This window comes from Streptococcus mobilis (assembly GCF_059727625.1).
In genome coordinates this window covers 1,086,872-1,101,446 of record NZ_AP041823.1, presented here as the reverse complement: position 1 = coordinate 1,101,446, position 14,575 = coordinate 1,086,872, and the positions used below count along the sequence as shown (strand labels likewise).

The 14,575-nt window shown below is 44.3% G+C and carries 8 protein-coding genes; all 8 read right to left on the bottom strand.

The genetic code is table 11. The features are described from left to right. Window positions 1–99: 99 nt before the first annotated feature. The 8 genes from AC6IZR_RS05195 to dapB all read right to left on the bottom strand — a co-directional run bounded on the left by AC6IZR_RS05195 (window position 100) and on the right by dapB (window position 14,567). The gene (locus AC6IZR_RS05195) at window positions 100–6,555 is read right to left on the bottom strand and encodes a GEVED domain-containing protein (RefSeq protein WP_497848172.1); all 6,456 of its coding nucleotides are present in this window, start codon (window positions 6,553–6,555) and stop codon (window positions 100–102) included. Window positions 6,556–6,574: 19 nt separating this feature from the next. After that, window positions 6,575–8,020, bottom strand: coding sequence for a CshA/CshB family fibrillar adhesin-related protein (locus AC6IZR_RS05190; RefSeq protein WP_497848171.1), 1,446 nt, complete (start codon window positions 8,018–8,020; stop codon window positions 6,575–6,577). Window positions 8,021–8,222: 202 nt separating this feature from the next. After that, window positions 8,223–9,062, bottom strand: a complete 840-nt coding sequence (locus tag AC6IZR_RS05185; RefSeq protein WP_497848170.1) for a thymidylate synthase — start codon at window positions 9,060–9,062, stop codon at window positions 8,223–8,225. 90 nt (window positions 9,063–9,152) lie between these two features. Next, on the bottom strand, window positions 9,153–10,112 hold the full coding sequence (locus AC6IZR_RS05180) for an ROK family glucokinase (protein ID WP_462128467.1): 960 nt from the start codon (window positions 10,110–10,112) through the stop codon (window positions 9,153–9,155). 86 nt (window positions 10,113–10,198) lie between these two features. Next, entirely contained in the window at window positions 10,199–10,717 is a 519-nt protein-coding gene (locus tag AC6IZR_RS05175; protein ID WP_024055631.1) for a hypothetical protein, read from the bottom strand. Window positions 10,718–10,726: 9 nt separating this feature from the next. Then, window positions 10,727–12,595 carry an ABC-F family ATP-binding cassette domain-containing protein gene (locus tag AC6IZR_RS05170; RefSeq protein ID WP_497848169.1) on the bottom strand — a complete coding sequence of 623 codons (1,869 nt, stop codon included), beginning with the start codon at window positions 12,593–12,595 and terminating at the stop codon, window positions 10,727–10,729. Next, entirely contained in the window at window positions 12,592–13,803 is a 1,212-nt protein-coding gene (locus AC6IZR_RS05165; RefSeq protein WP_462128465.1) for a CCA tRNA nucleotidyltransferase, read from the bottom strand. The genes AC6IZR_RS05170 and AC6IZR_RS05165 overlap by 4 nt, the downstream gene beginning before the upstream one ends. Continuing rightward, on the bottom strand, window positions 13,800–14,567 hold the full coding sequence (gene dapB / locus AC6IZR_RS05160) for a 4-hydroxy-tetrahydrodipicolinate reductase (protein WP_277838709.1): 768 nt from the start codon (window positions 14,565–14,567) through the stop codon (window positions 13,800–13,802). The genes AC6IZR_RS05165 and dapB overlap by 4 nt, the downstream gene beginning before the upstream one ends. Between the last annotated feature and the right edge of the window lie 8 nt (window positions 14,568–14,575).

The following is a 14,575-nucleotide window of genomic DNA, read 5'->3' as shown; positions in this document are numbered from 1 at the left end:
AAAAGACTGATTTCAACTATCTAGTTTGGAGGATATTTTTTCAAATACAAACAGAAAAAACCGCGAGATTTTCGCGGTTTTTCTTAGCCACAAGTTAGCTTAGTCTTCTTTTTTGCGTTTGGCAAATCCAAATAATGACAGACCTGCTAAAGCACTAAAGATTGCAAGACCAGCAGTAGAAGATTCTTTTGTTCCTGTGTTTGGAAGTTGTGCAGTAGGATTTTGTGGATCAATATACTTCACTTCTTCTTTCGTTTCTGGAACGACAGGAATCGTTGGTTCTTCTGGTTTTGGTTGTGGAGTAGGTTGTGGTTGTGGTTCTGGTGTTGGTTGCGGTTGTGGAGTAGGCTGTGGCTGTGGCTCTGGTGTCGGAGTTGGATCCGGCATTGGAGTTGGTGTCACAGTCTTCTTGTAGATATGTTGAGTGTTTCCATCTTTATCTACAACAGTATTCACGAAGTCATAACCAGGGATATCTTTCTTCGGTTGTTCCCCATCTTCTGTTGGGTTACCTGGGATTGGATCCCCATTTTCGTCTACATATGAAGTCGTAACTTTTTCATAGACGTGTTCTGTATCGCCATTAGGCAATTTCTTCGTTTCCACAAAGCGGTAACCTGGAATTTCAGCTTTTGGTTCTTCTCCATCAACTGTAGGATATCCTGGGATTTCCTTACCTTCTTTATCAACAAACTTAGTGATTGGAAGGACAGTTGGTGTGTAAGTTGCAGAAGCTTTGGTTCCATTCACATCTTCGCGAACCACTGTTACAGCTGGTGCAGTTCCAGTGAATTCAGGTTCTGGAGTGAATGTTACTGTTCCGTCTGCTGCCACTGTGTAAGTACCAACACCTGGAATGGTCTTCGTAGTTGAACCATCTTCAAAGGTTGCTGGAACTTCGTCATTCATTGGTACACGGCTATCACCTTCAGTGAAAGTTGGTTTGCCTGTTTGGGTTTGACCCTTCTTACCAATTGAAGTAACTGGTTCTGCTGTTGGTGTAACTGGGGTTACCGTTGGTGTGTAAGTAGCGGTAATTGGTGTGCCGTTCTTATCAACACGTTTCACGGTTACGCCTGTACCTGTTCCTGTGAATGATTTTTCTGGTACGAAGGTTACTGTTCCGTCTGGAGAAACTGTGTAAGTTCCTTCACCTGGAATGGTCTTCGTAGTTGATCCATCTTCAAAGGTTGCTGGTGTATCATCATCCATTGGGATTGCAGGGTTACCAGGTGTGAAGGTTGGTTTACCAGATTGTGTTTGACCTTGGATGTCTGTAGAAGTTGCAGGATCAGCTGTTGGAGTCACAGGAGTTACAGTTGGCGTGTACTTAGCTTTCACGACTGTACCATTCTTATCTTGGCGTTGAACCACGATACCTGATGCAGTTCCGACAAATGATTTCTCTGGTACGAAGGTTACTGTTCCGTCTGGAGAAACTGTGTAAGTTCCTTCACCTGGAACAACCTTAGTCGTTGAACCATCAACGAATGTTGCAGGTACATCATCATCCATTGGGATTGCAGGGTTACCAGGTGTGAAGCTTGGTGTACCTGTTTGCGTTTGACCTTGGATGTCTGTAGATGTTGCAGGATCAGCAGTTGGTACAACTGGAGTGATCTTCGGTGTGTAAGTTGCAGTAACTGGAGTACCGTTCTTATCAACACGTTTCACGGTTACGCCTGTACCTGTTCCTGTGAATGATTTTTCTGGTACAAAGGTTACTGTTCCATCCGGAGCAACTGTGTAAGTTCCTTCTCCTGGAATAACTTTTGTTGTTGAACCATCTTCAAAGGTAGCTGGTACATCATCATCCATTGGGATTGCAGGGTTACCAGGTGTGAAGCTTGGTGTACCTGTTTGCGTTTGACCTTGGATGTCTGTAGATGTTGCAGGATCAGCAGTTGGTACAACTGGAGTGATCTTCGGTGTGTAAGTTGTCTCAGCAACAGTTCCGTTTGTATCTTTACCTTGAACCTTAACTGGAACCACATCATCTGAGTATGATTTATCCGTTGGTGTGAAGGTCACAACACCTGTTTCTTTATCAACAGTGAAGGTACCGATCACATCACCTGCTGGTGATTTCGCATCTACTGATGCTGCTGGCTGACCATTTTCATCAAGAAGAGTAATGGTATCCTTGTCGATTGGTGCAACTGGGTCACCTTCAGTGAAGGTTACAGTTCCAGTTTGAACCACACCTTGAGGTGCTTCTGATTCAGCTGGAGTTGCTGTTGGAGTTACTGGTGTTACAGTTGGTGTGTACTTAGCTGTAACTGGAGTACCGTTCTTATCGACACGTTTCACCGTTACGCCTGTACCTTCTCCAGTGAATGATTTTTCTGGAACAAATGTTACGGTTCCGTCTGGAGCAACAGTATATGTTCCTTCACCTGGAATAACTTTAGTTGTTGAGCCATCTTCAAATGTTGCAGGTGTATCATCATCCATTGGAACATTTGGATTACCTGGTGTGAAGGTTGGTGTACCTGTTTGCGTTTGACCTTGTTTGTCAGTAGATGTTGTATCTTCTGCAGTTGGTGTAACTGGTGTTACGGTTGGTGTATATGTCGCAGAAGCTTTAGTTCCGTTCATATCTTCACGAACAACAGTTACCGCTGGTGCAGTTCCGACGAATGATTTTTCTGGTACGAAAGTAACTGTTCCATCTGCTGCTACTGTGTAAGTACCAACACCATCTACAGTCTTCGTAGTTGATCCATCATCGAAGGTTGCTGGAACATCATCGTTCATAGGCACACGGCTGTCGCCTTCGGTGAATTTAGGTTTACCAGTTTGAGTCGCACCTTGGATATCTGTTGATTCAGCTGGTGTTGCTGTTGGAGTTACTGGTGTCACAGTTGGTGTGTACTTGGCTGTGATTTCAGTGCCGTTCTTATCCACGCGTTTCACTGTTACGCCTGAAGCAGTTCCAGTGAATGATTTTTCTGGAACGAAAGTTACGGTTCCATCTGGAGAAACAGTGTAAGTTCCTTCACCATCTACTGTCTTAGTGGTTGAGCCATCTTCGAAGGTCGCTGGTGTATCTTCATCGATTGGAACATTTGGATTTCCTTCGGTGAAGGTTGGTTTACCAGATTGTGTTTGTCCTTGAATATCTGTCGATGTAGCATCTTCAGAAGTTGGGACAACTGGAGTAATCTTCGGTGTATAAGTTGTTTCTACTGTAGTTCCATTTGTATCAGCTGCTTGAACCTTAACTGGAACAACATCACCTGAGTATGTTTTATCCGTTGGTGTGAAGGTTACAACACCTGTATCTTTATCAACTGTGTATGTACCGATCACGTCACCTGCTGGTGATTTCGCTTCTACTGATGCTGCTGGTTGACCATTTTCATCAAGAAGAGTAATCGAATCCTTGTTAATTGGAGCTACTTCATCACCTTCAGTGAAGGTTACAGTGGCAGTTTGAACAAGACCTTGAGGTCCAGTAGATTCAGCAGGTGTTGCAGTTGGAGTTACTGGAGTTACAGTTGGTGTGTAAGTTGCAGAAGCTTTAGTTCCATTCTTATCTTCACGAACAACTGTTACTGCTGGTGCTTTACCTGTGAATGATTTTTCAGGAACAAAGGTTACAGTTCCGTCTGCTGCTACTGTGTAAGTACCAACGCCATCAACTGTCTTAGTAGTTGATCCATCATCGAAGGTTGCTGGAACATCATCGTTCATTGGCACACGGCTGTTGCCTTCAGTAAATTCAGGCTTACCTGTTTGAGTTTGACCTTGTTTACCAGTTGAAGTAGCATCTTCAGCTGTTGGTGTTACAGGCGTTACAGTTGGTGTGTAAGTTGCAGAGGCTTTAGTGCCGTTCATGTCTTCACGCACAACTGTTACCGCTGGTGCAGTACCAACAAATGATTTTTCTGGTACAAATGTAACTGTTCCGTCTGCTGCTACTGTATAAGTACCAACGCCGTCAACAGTCTTGGTAGTTGAACCATCATCAAATGTTGCTGGAACATCATTGTTCATTGGCACACGGCTGTCGCCTTCAGTAAATACAGGTTTCCCTGTTTGTGTAGCACCTTGGATATCAGTTGTTTCAGCTGGTTTCGCAGTTGGTGTTACTGGAGTTACAGTTGGTGTGTAGGTTGCAGAAGCTTTGGTTCCGTTCTTATCTTCGCGAACAACCGTCACTGCTGGAGCAGTTCCAGTAAATGATTTTTCAGGGACAAAGGTTACAGTTCCGTCTGTTGCTACTGTGTAAGTACCAACGCCATCTACTCTCTTGGTAGTTGAGCCATCATCAAATGTTGCTGGAACGTCTTCATTGATTTCTACTGTTTTCTCAACGCCATCAACTGTTACGGTTCCACCCTTGAATTCAGGTTTACCTTTTTGAGTTGCACCTTGAATGTCAGTTGTTTCTGCTGGAGTTGCAGTTGGAGTCACTGGAACAATTTCAGGTGTGTAAGTTGTATCTACCTTGATACCGTTTGAGCTTTCAGCTTGAACCTTAACAGGTGTTACTTTACCTGTGTAAGATTTGTCAGTTGGTGTGAAGGTTACTTGTCCAGTTGCTGGATCAATTGAGTAAGTACCAATTTCAGTTGTACCATCAGCAGCATAAGCTGGTGTGCTTGTTACTTCATTACCATCCTTATCCAAAAGTGTGTAGCTGTTATCTTTAATCGTGATCGCTTTATCTTCACCGTTGACTTGAACAGTTTTTCCTGCAAAGGTTGGTGTTCCAGTTTGTGTCGCACCTTGGATATCTTTAGATGTAGCTGGATTAGCTGTTGGAACAGCTGCTACAACTGTTGGTGTGTAACTTGCATCAGATGTGATGGTTGCTGTCTTACCGTTCGCATTGGTAATCGTTGCAGTTGCCTGAACTGTCACACCAGTTGCAGTTCCAACGAAGTCTTTTTCAGGTGTGAAGGTCACTGCTCCTGTAGTAGGATCGATTGTATATGTACCTTCCCCTGCTACTGTTACAGTTGTTTCATCAGTCAGTTGACCAGTTGCTGGATCCACCAATTTCTTGCTTGTGATTTCAGCAGTCTTATCGTTACTCAAATCAAAGGTTGGTGTTTGGGTTTGAGGAACATTTTGAATATCCGCAGAAACCTTGTCTGTAGGAGTCACTGTGATTGGAGTAACCGTTGGTGTGTACTTAGCTGTCGCTGTCTTAAGGTATTCATCACGGACGGTACCGTCTTTATCTCTTCCGACAGGAGCTGTCACTGATACGGTAACACCTTGATCTGTACCTGTGAATCCTGGTTCTGGAACAAAGGTTACTTTACCAGTAGCATCGTCAATGCTATATGTTCCTTCGCCTGCTACTGTTACAGAGGTTGCATTGGTTACTTGACCAGTCGCTGGATCCACCAATTTAGCAGGGTATTCCAAACTTGGAGTAACAGAGATCTTTTCGCCATTAGCATTCGTTGTCGTTGTGTTAAAGGTTGGTGTACCTGTTTGAGTCGCACCTTGGACATCTGTCGAAGTCTTATCTACTCCTTCAATATCAGTTGGTGTAACAGTTGGGATATAAAGACCATCCATGGTATTCAAAACAGTATCAACGTTAGCTTCATCAGCTGGGAATTTTGTTGACCAACCAGTGTCATAGCCGTTGTTATCTGTACGACGGATCGAAATACCATCCGCTGTTCCTAAGAAGTGATCTTCCGGAATGAACTCAACATCCACTGAAGTCCCGTTTGGTGTGATCTTGTATTTCCCTTGACCAGGCACAGCATAGTAGCCATCTGCTCCTGGTGTGACGACTTGACCTGTACGGTTGTCCACCATCTGTGGAGCTACTGTTTGGTCAATCTGAGCCTTATCTGTAAGACTATACTTATAGAGACCACGAGCCGTAAAGGCTACAGTAGAGCTTTGTTTTTCGCCTTGAAGGCCCGTTGTTTCTTTGACTTCCCCTTTTGGTGGGTGAGTAACCTGAGTTCTGAAGTCTTCAACTTCCCCTGAGAAAGCCATTCCTGTCGGACTCTCGATTTGATCAGCATCCTTAGCAATTCGCAAGCGGACGCCTAGTTCATTGACACTTGGATCGATATAGGTTTTGCTCTTAGTGAAACTTAGGGTAACGGTTCCATCCTTGGTAATAGTAGCCAAGTCAGAGCGTTCGTCTTCATCAAAGGTTCCGTTTTGGTTAAAGTCAATCCAGCCATAAATATGCGCTTTAGGCGCCCCACCTGTGTGAGCTTCCACCGAAATAGTGTAGTTTCCTGGACGAGTGCGGTCCATCTTGATCATCTCATTGGTTGTCCCTTTGAGCTCAGCTGGGAGCAATTGATCAACTCCTTCGTCAGCCGTAGTTGCCTTATCATCACCAAACCAGTCGAGGGTATTGTTTTCATCCATATCTGGACTCAAGTGACCAAGATACGGTTGATTTACTTTAGCTCCCGTAACACCGTCTACAGTTGCGATAGAGTGGATAGCCTTCCCATAAGACGCTGGTGCATCCCCTTCATCAAGTGGGAAGAATCCAAGCATGGCTGATTGTTTACCTGAAGATGCGATATACAAGCCAACTTCGGACGCTCCTTTTGTCATGACAAGAGGAACTGCAACACTACTTGCAGAAATATTTGGCCCGAAGACCCCCAGTTGTTAAATCGGCACTTCCAAAGTACTTCCAAGCAACTGCTTTTTTATCTGGCCCCACTTGATCTGAACGTCGAATTAGATCAAGGTTCGTCCTATAGAAACTCAAACCATCTATAACAGTGGAAGGATTTGAGCCAAATAAATTGTCTGTATCTTGTGGAATAAAAGTTTTGGTATTTTTATTTCCATATTTATACCACTCCCCAATGTGTTGCCAACCTTCTCCGTTTGTGGTGAACATAACCAATTCACTGGGGTTAGCGGACTCACCATCTGCCATGACAATGGCAGGTTTTACAGCTTTGCCACGGAAGGTCGCAGATATTTCAAACTGAACACCAATATTTCCGCCTTCAAACTCGGAACTGATGGTCGTTTTTTTAGTGCCAGTATTGATGCCTTCACCTCTTATTTCTGTCCAACGGTTTTGAGCTTCGGCAATAATTTTAGCTTCTTCACCAGCACTAAAAGCTGCTTTCGTTGCAGCTGTATTAGTCGCATTCATATAACCATTTCTGGCATTTGGATCATAGGTAGCCTTTTCAGCTTCAGTCGCTCCTCGTTCTTCAAGACGTTTTTTATAAAGTTCTGTCGCCTGGAAGGGTTTTAAGGATTTAACCTTGATCTTGACCACATAGCCAGGCATGATTTCCTTGGTGTAGGTCGCGCCGACCTGGAGAGCAAGTTCCCCTTTCGATGTTGTCGTCGTTCCTGTCCAGCTAGCTGTATCGCCAAAGTCCAACCAAGCGATTTGGCTGGCCAAGTCTGTAGCTTTGATATTTGTTGTAAAGCCTGGTTTTTCTACCTTTGGAGTTGAAGTGGCATCTTGGACATCATCCGCGATGAGGTTTGGATCGTTTGCGTCACCCAATGCACGGCGATTACGGCGTTTACCAGAAGTTTGTGCTGTCTCTTCAGTGGCTAGTGTATTGTTTGTTGCTACACCTTGTCCAGCTGAAAGAGTTGGTGTTTCTTTTTTAGCTGCACTTGTTGAAGTTGCTCCTGCGGCATTGTTTGCTGGTGTAGCAACTGATAAGCTTGGTGTTTCAGAAGCTGTTGATGTTTCTGGAGCAGTTGAGGCAGCAGATGCTGCTGTGCTCGCGCTTGAAGCGACACTTGTAGATGCTACGGCAGTTGATGATGCTGGTGCAGTGACGACTGGGTTTGCATCATAAGTCGATGTAGCTGGTGCAGTTGATGCTGCTGAAGTAGCTGTAGACGTTGCGGACGCTTCTGACGCTGTTGCAACTGCTGCTACACTTTCACTTGTCGTATCTGTCTTTTCTTCTGCGGCTGCACTTGCGGCTGTCCCAACCATGACAAGTGTTCCGAGAAGGACAGAGCAAACACCCACATTCAATTTACGAATTGAGAATCTGCTAATACGATCATTAAATAAGTCTTTCCCCATCTAGTGGACCTCCATATTTATCCATAAATTAACATTCTTTTTTAAATTGTTTAGTTTTCCCCAAACCTTATCTATTTTAACAAAACCCGAACAATATTCAAAACATTTTGACTGAAAAATGAGTAAAAAAATTTAGCTTATATACTTTTACATACAAAAGTATATAAGCTATAGATCAAGCTACGGAAAAAGTGTAATTTTTTTAAATCGCAAGATCAAACTTCAACTGTGGCTTCACTGGATCATAATCGACCAATTCAAAATCTTCTGGTTTGATATCAAAGAAATTGGTCCCGTCTGGCACATTCAAGACCAAGCGCGGATGGCAATCAGAGGGCTCGCGACGGAGCAATTCCTCTGCTTGTTCAAATTGGTTGTCATAGATATGAAGGTTATTGATGAAGTAAAAGAACTTCCCAACCTTCCAGCCAAAGTGCTTAGCAATCATCATCTGTAGGGCTACATACTGCATGGCATTGATATGGTGAGCCACCAACATATCATTCGAACGCTGGGTCAAGGTTGCATCTAGATAGATCTCCCCATCCACGCGCCGCACATCAAACATGGTCTGAAAAGCACAGGGCAAGAGTCCGTCGGTCTCCTCAAAGGCATCATAATCCCAGAGGGAAATAATATTGCGACGATTCCAAGGATTGGCCTCTAATTGCTTGAGGATCTTATTCGTAATGTCATGCTTTTTGACGACAGCTCCGTAGCGTTGTCCAATCGTCCGGCTGTCTCCCACTTCCCAGTCATTCCAATAATGGACATTGTACTTATCTTCTAAAAGATCCAAGCTATTCGACTGATCCTGGTAGATCCAGAGCATTTCTTTGATAGCTGATTTAATCGCGATGGGACGAAGGGTGGTAATGGGAAACTCCCCTTTTGCGAGGTCGAATTCCATAAAGGCTCCCGTGATGTACTTGGAGTTGGCAGTTCTACCATCCTTGTACTTGGGACGGGCTTGCTCTGACCAGACTCCTTCTTCCATGATTTTTCGAATGTTTTCTTTAAAAATTGTATCTGCTTTTGTCATATACTCTCCTTGAATCCAGTTTTGTCTTCATTATATCACAGGAGACAGAAAAAAAGGAGATCCCAGCACGAGCCAGATCTCCATTTCATCTTATTGTAATACAAGGGATGCAGCACCGATCACACCGGCGTCATTTCCCAAAGTAGCAAGTGCCAATTGAGTAGATTCACGCACTTGTGGGAATGAGTTTTCTTCAAAGACCTTGCGCACACCATCCAAGAGGAAGTCTCCAGCAGCGGAAACCCCACCACCGATAACGATCTTAGATGGGTTCAAGGTTGAACCGATGTTGGCAGCAGCAAGTCCAAGGTAACGTGAGAAGTTCTTGTAGACGATCAAAGCAAGAGCATCGCCTTCTTTTGCCAGGTCAAAGACCGTTTTAGCCGTTACTTCTTCTCCGTTGTCGATCAAGACTTTCAATTGAGAGTCCCCTTCGTACTCATCGGCATAACGACGAGTCAAATTGACGATACCAGTTGCAGATGCAACCGTTTCAAGACAGCCTTTTTTACCACAGGTACATTGGATTGGATCATCAAAGTCAACAGTGATGTGACCAAGTTCCCCAGCAGCTCCACGTACACCGTGCAAGAGACGACCTTCAGCGACGATGCCGCCGCCAACACCAGTACCAAGTGTCATGAAGACAACATCTGGTTGGTTTTCACCAGCCCCTTTCCAACGTTCACCCAAAGCAGCAACGTTGGCATCATTATCAATAAAGAATGGAATATGAAGGACACTTTCGATCTTTTCTTTGACTGGTTGAAGGGTCTTCCAGTTCAAGTTGTAGGCACCAATAACTGTACCTTTTTCACGGTCAACGACACCAGGTGAACCCATTCCAATTCCTTGGAACTCAGAAGCATCAAGCTCAAGCATCTTCAAACGATGCGCGATGGATTCGATCATATCATCTACGATATGGCTACCTTCATCCAAGATATTTGTTTTAATAGACCATTTTTCTTGAACTTCCCCATCCAAAGTGAGGATAGCAAACTTAATTGAAGTTCCTCCAAGGTCAATCCCAATAATTTTTTTAGACATCTGTAACTCCTTTCAAACTTGTAAACACTTACAGTTCTATTATATCAGACTTTTTATCAAACGCAAAGGTTTGCACGTAACTTTTCTTAACTTTTTAACAAGAGACTAAAGGATTGAAATCCTAGAATGAGGAAAATCAAGCCAATAATATTTAATAGAAAAACGCTAATCGAAAGCGGACTAACAATTAAGAATAAACCGATGAAGAGCTGCAGCAAGGCAAAGAAAATATAACGTTTGGACAGTTCTTCAACCTTCCTCGAGTAGAAATTGGCTTTTCTGAAGTTCAAAATCGAACGATAGATGAGCCAAATTCCTAAGGTAACTGGAAAGACAATCGGCAAGGTCTTATAGCCATAGAGCAGTAAGTAGACCGCAAAAACCAAGGCGACCATACTGTGAAAGAGCTGTTGCTGCTGAATGATACCAGCTTGACGCAATCGGTAATAGCGTGAAAAACGCGAAAGGGAGATTAAAAAGAAGCCACAGGAAATCAACCAGCTAAACGAGCCGATGTGCTCAATTGGATTGATAAACAAGACAATACCGATAATGGTAAAAATAGTAGCTGAAATCCCAAGGGATATCCGGTTTAATTGATTCATAGGGCCTCCTTATTCATCTAATTCGCTCAGGTATTCATAGCGATCGTATTTCTCAAGCAATCGCTCATTTTCCTGATCCAGTTCTTTTTGAAGGGCTGACAATTTGCCAAAGTCAGAACCGTTTTCATTCATCTCCACTTCAATCTCTGTGATTCGACTTTCAATGGCATCGATGTCTGCTTCAATGCTCGCCCACTCCTGCTTCTCCATGTAACTCATGCGCTTCTTCTCTTCTTTTGGTTTAACAGGTTTCTCTTTTTCAACCTTGTGACTGGCCGTTACTTGAGCTGCTTCAAAGGCTTTTTCATCCAGGTAATCCGTATAATTGCCAAAGAACTCCCGAATGCTCCCATTTTCAAAAGCCAGGATCTTGCTTGCGACCTTGTCCAAGAAATAGCGGTCGTGGCTAACGGTAATGACGGGACCTCCAAAGTTTTGAAGGAAGTTTTCCAAAACCGTCAAGGTTGCGATATCCAAGTCATTGGTTGGCTCGTCCAAGAGAAGCACATTGGGTTTTTCAATCAAGAGTTTTAAGAGAAAGAGGCGCTTCTTCTCACCACCGGAGAGTTTTTCAATCAAGGTTCCGTGCATGGAACGTGGGAAGAGAAATTGCTCCAAGAGATCTGCAATCGATGTCGTCCCAACGGTTGTCTTCACTTCCTCAGCAACTTCCTGGAGGAAATTAATCACGCGCTTGCTCTCATCCAAACCATCAATCTGTTGTGAGAAATAAGCCACCCGAACGGTTTCTCCGATGATGACTTGCCCTGACTGAGGCTGGAGGCGCTCTGCGATCAGATTGAGTAGGGTGGATTTGCCGACGCCATTATCCCCGACGATCCCGATGCGGTCCTTATTTTGGACTAAGAGGTTAAAGTCCTGTAAAATCGGCTTGTTTTCAAAAGCAAAACTCACATCTTTAAACTCGATGACTTTCTTTCCGATCCGGCTGGTCTCAAAATTCATCTCCAAATCCGTCTGGCTGCTTTGACCAGACAAGTCTTGCTTGAGATCATGGAATCGATTGATCCGCGCCTGTTGCTTGGTCGCACGCGCCTGGGGTTGCCGCCGCATCCAGGTTAACTCCTGCTTATAGAGTTGCTGCTTCTTATGAAGAAGGGCTGCATCACGCTCATCTTGCTCAGCCTTTAATCGGACATAATCCTGGTAATTGCCCTGATACTCGATCAAGCCAGCTCGATCCAACTCAAAGATCCGCGTCGAGATATTATCCAAGAAATAGCGATCGTGGGTAATGAAAAGCACGGTTTTCTTAGAGTTCTTCAAGAAATTGGTCAACCATTCGATGGTATCAATGTCTAGGTGGTTGGTCGGCTCATCTAGTAAGAGCAGATCGTGGTGAGATAGCAAAACCTGCGCCAGTTGCACTCGACGACGCAAGCCCCCAGATAGATCCCCAACTTTGGCGTTCAAATCTTCAATTCCAAGTTTGGAAAGGACCGTCTTGACCTGACTCTCGATTTCCCAAGCATTGAGCGAATCCATCTCCGCCATGACCTTCTCAAGACGGGCTTGGTTCTCTTCTCGGTATTCCGCCATCAAGTATTCATAATCGCGAATGAGCTGCATTTCACGCAAATCACTAGATAGCACCGTATCCAGAACCGTCTTTTGATCATCAAAGTCTGGTTCCTGCGTCAAGTAGCCAATCGTATAATCACTCTTGGCAGAAAAAGGACTCACATCTCCATCAAAGCCAGAGCGACCTGACAACACATCTAACAGCGTGGTTTTCCCAGTTCCATTTACCCCGATCAATCCGATCCGATCCAAGTCATGAATGATAAAGGAAATCTCACGAAAGACGGTCTTATCTCCGACAGATTTGGTTAATTTATCGACAATAAAATCGCTCATTTTTCCTCCTCTTTTGCTTGCTGGATATAGGCGATGATGGCCTCTTTTTCATTGGCCAGTTCCCCATCGACAATGGCATATTCAATCTTTGTCAACATCTCTCCTAAAGCTGGTCCTGGTTGAAAACCATATTCTTTGATCAGCATACCACCATTGACCACCACTTCATGCTTGTCATGAATGGTCAAGCTATCATAAACGCGCTCGATGGCCAAATAATCCACACTCAAGGCATACCCTTCCCGGAGCTCTTCAGCTAGTAGCAACAAACGCTTCTCGTACTTGTAACATGCACGCTTGTCTAGACTTCCTTTTTCTCGGAGCTTTAGAATCTCCACGATCTGCTCCACCGTCTTGGCAAAGTCTCTAGAGGTCTTCCATTTTTTAAAGAATTTTGGAATATCTTGAATCTCTAGTGCTAAGACCAAAGCAGCCCAGGCTTGCTCAGAAGTTGAAAAGGTATATTCCAGCTCTATGTCAAACAAACGCTCGATCGCTTCTTTGCGATCCTTCATCTCTGGCAGATAGTGATAGGCTCCACATGCTAGCATAGCCTCCAAGCCTTGTCTCCAGTATGGAGAAAGCAAGAGTTTATCAAACTCGATGAAGGTACGCTCTACTGAAATCTTCTCAAGTAAGGGAGCACACTTCTTCATGGCATCAAAGGTCGCCTCTTCTAATACAAAGCCGAGACTGGCTTGAAAACGAAATCCTCGCATGATCCGGAGCGCATCTTCGTTAAACCGTTCATGAGGAAACCCAACCGCCCGAAGGACCTTGTTTTCTAAATCTTCTAGTCCATGAAAGAGGTCAACAATTTCTCCTTTTTCATTTAAGGCAAAGGCATTAACCGTAAAATCACGACGCTTGAGGTCTTCTTCTAGCGAGCGCACAAAAGACACGGAACTCGGACGACGATAATCTACGTAGACATCCTCCGTCCGGAAAGTCGTAATTTCATATTCTTGACCATTTTCAAGGACCAAGACGGTCCCATGTTCGATACCGACATCTACTGTGCGATCAAAAATCGCCTTGGTCTCTTCTGGGTATGAGGATGAAGCGATATCGACATCGTGAATTGGACGATCCAAGAGGGCATCTCGGACAGATCCCCCTACAAAATAAGCCTCAAAACCAGCTGCTTTAATCTTCTCTAATATTGGTAAAGCCTCCTGAAACTCAGAAGGCATCTTTTCTAATCTCATAGTAAGTGTTCCAAACCATAAACAAGCTCATGACGCTTGACAACTTCTTTAATTCCTAGATTTACTCCTGTCATGAAGGAAACACGATCGTAGGAATCATGACGGAGAGTCAACCCTTCGCCTTGGCTACCAAAAATCACCTCTTGGTGAGCGACTAGGCCAGGCAATCGAACCGAATGGATGCGCATCCCTTCAAACTCTGCTCCTCTTGCTCCAGGCATCAACTCTTCTTCATCTGCTGCACCTTGCTGGATCTTCTCGCGCTTCTCAGAGATCAACTCAGCTGTCTTAATTGCTGTTCCACTCGGTGCATCTTTTTTCTTATCGTGGTGCAATTCGATAATTTCCACATTCGGGAAATACTTGGCTGCTTGCGCTGCAAATTGCATCAAGAGCACGGCTCCGATGGCAAAGTTCGGCGCGATCAAGCCACCCAAGCCCTGTTCACGTGAAAGGTCTGTCAATTCTTGGATCTGCTCGGGAGTGAATCCAGTCGTTCCCACAACAGGCGCAAAGCCATTCTCAATTGCAAAGCGAGTATTCTCGTAAGCGACCTTGGGCATGGTAAAGTCCACCCAAACATCTGCCTCTAGACCCGCAACATCTTCTTTGCGGTTAAATACAGGGACTCCTGCAACCTCTGTCTCATCAGTAAATGGATCGATCAAGCCGGCTAATTCTAGCTCAGGATCTTCTGAAACCATCTTGTAGGCTGCTTGTCCCATTCTTCCTTTGAAACCTGCGATAATGACTTTAATGGACATAGAATTCT

Bases quoted from the DNA above. Each gene is read 5' to 3' on its own strand.
- AC6IZR_RS05175 (WP_024055631.1), bottom strand. From the start codon at position 10,717: ATGAATCAATTAAACCGGATATCCCTTGGGATTTCAGCTACTATTTTT.
- dapB (WP_277838709.1), bottom strand. From the start codon at position 14,567: ATGTCCATTAAAGTCATTATCGCAGGTTTCAAAGGAAGAATGGGACAA.
- AC6IZR_RS05195 (WP_497848172.1), bottom strand. From the start codon at position 6,555: ATGACAAAAGGAGCGTCCGAAGTTGGCTTGTATATCGCATCTTCAGGT.
- AC6IZR_RS05170 (WP_497848169.1), bottom strand. From the start codon at position 12,595: ATGAGCGATTTTATTGTCGATAAATTAACCAAATCTGTCGGAGATAAG.
- AC6IZR_RS05180 (WP_462128467.1), bottom strand. From the start codon at position 10,112: ATGTCTAAAAAAATTATTGGGATTGACCTTGGAGGAACTTCAATTAAG.
- AC6IZR_RS05165 (WP_462128465.1), bottom strand. From the start codon at position 13,803: ATGAGATTAGAAAAGATGCCTTCTGAGTTTCAGGAGGCTTTACCAATA.
- AC6IZR_RS05185 (WP_497848170.1), bottom strand. From the start codon at position 9,062: ATGACAAAAGCAGATACAATTTTTAAAGAAAACATTCGAAAAATCATG.
- AC6IZR_RS05190 (WP_497848171.1), bottom strand. From the start codon at position 8,020: ATGGGGAAAGACTTATTTAATGATCGTATTAGCAGATTCTCAATTCGT.